Below are 1,397 nucleotides of genomic sequence, written 5' to 3'. Positions count from 1 at the left end.
GCCCATTCACCAACGGAGCGATTAGCCCGTACCGAAACAGGGCAATGTCGTGTCTCATCGACTCATCCATTCAAATCTCCTCCTTGTCTCACTTGGAATCAGGACCGTTCCGGTCCTCCTGCCCTTATCGTACCGGATCGCTTTTTCTCCGTCGATAGGAAAGGTTTGTGGGAACCTCAACTATTTCCAATTTAGGATATGTATGTAAAATCAGGATCCCATTTGATTCGCAAAAGGGTGTCGGAATCCGTCCTCCCACATGTCTCTGATGACCGAATAGAGACCGTGTTTCTCCAACGTCCGGATCCACCAGGAAGCCCGTTCCTTTTCTTTTTTCACGATAGGGTCTATGATCCTCCACCGCCTCGCAAAAAAGCTGTGAAGGTTTGATAGGTTTCGACAGAACCGCCGGACATAAAAGATGATGCCGTCCTTTGTCGGGAGGAACGGAGCCCGGTTCGTCCCCTCGGTCAATCCCAACTGCTCTTTCACGACTTGCCATACGGCGGACAACGTATACTGAAAATACGGGAGGAGAAAGGAAGGCAGCACACTCACCGTTTTCAAGCATTCTCGACAGCGATACCGGACAATCCAAATGCGATAATCACCATGTGGGGTCAATGCGTTTCGCTCATAGTAACCGTGGCGGTGCAACGGGCGCTTGGCCCGGCAATGCGGACACTGTGTCAGAAGAGGGAAGTCGTTTTCTTTTCCACGCTCTGCATACGTTTGGACGTCAATGCCAAAGTCATGAAATTGAATCACGTCCTCCTCCCCCTCCTCTGAACCGATGGATTTTCTCTTCCGAAATAATTCACAAAAAATTTAGCACATTCTTTCAGAAAAGGGGAGAGGGCTTTCTGAAGAAATGTGCAAAAAAATGCCTCTTTTATTCCAAAATAAAGTGATAATTTACAATTAGCTTACGCAGAGGTATATAAGAAGTTATAGTAACAAAAGGGAACATTGTTTCCTTTCTTCTTCAACTAACGGTCAAGTTAGTTGAAGAAGGATTTACTATATTTAGAAAATTTTTTTGGGGGGTAAATTAACCAAAATAAATCATCTTTTTTAGGGGAGGCTATCTAAAAAAGGAGGTAGCTTTTTATATGAAACGGATTCTAATTTCACTTGTTATATGTTTATTATTCTGGAATTTATCATTGTCCTACCAAGTTGTAGCAAAGACTAATATTACTGGCGAGGAAAAACATACTGATTTTTATGATGCTTTGTTAGTTTTATTGGACCCATATGCGAGGAAAGCAATAAACAACAAGTACCCATCTCGCAGTTATGGGTTATGGAATGCAGAAATATTAGAAGTCAACTACCCAACGGCTAAAGCCGTGGGCTTGCAACTAGCCTAATTGGCTGCCGCGTTCGGCTGGTTG

General features: G+C 44.0%; 2 protein-coding genes and 1 pseudogene. 1 reads left to right on the top strand and 2 read right to left on the bottom strand.

From position 1 onward, the window contains the following. Together DCC82_RS16960 and DCC82_RS16955 are read right to left on the bottom strand one after the other, a co-directional pair. A pseudogene (locus DCC82_RS16960) lies at positions 1 to 70 on the bottom strand (helix-turn-helix domain-containing protein); the annotation flags it as partial. 140 nt (positions 71 to 210) lie between these two features. Further along, positions 211 to 768, bottom strand: coding sequence for a DUF6431 domain-containing protein (locus DCC82_RS16955; protein WP_097355129.1), 558 nt, complete (start codon positions 766 to 768; stop codon positions 211 to 213). A 344-nt stretch (positions 769 to 1,112) separates the two neighbouring features. Here DCC82_RS16955 and DCC82_RS16950 point away from each other — a divergent pair, with 344 nt between their 5' ends. Then, entirely contained in the window at positions 1,113 to 1,373 is a 261-nt protein-coding gene (locus DCC82_RS16950; RefSeq protein WP_097355128.1) for a hypothetical protein, read from the top strand. Positions 1,374 to 1,397 lie beyond the last annotated feature (24 nt).

Origin of the sequence: Geobacillus sp. LYN3 (assembly GCF_003064505.1) — a bacterium.
Lineage (GTDB): Bacteria > Bacillota > Bacilli > Bacillales > Anoxybacillaceae > Parageobacillus_B > Parageobacillus_B toebii.
Note: the sequence above shows the minus strand (reverse complement) of the source record. Positions and strands in the feature narration are given on the sequence as shown.

What these genes read in the sequence shown, in the direction of transcription:
- DCC82_RS16950 (WP_097355128.1), top strand. Translation starts at nt 1,113, where the DNA reads ATGAAACGGATTCTAATTTCACTTGTTATATGTTTATTATTCTGGAAT.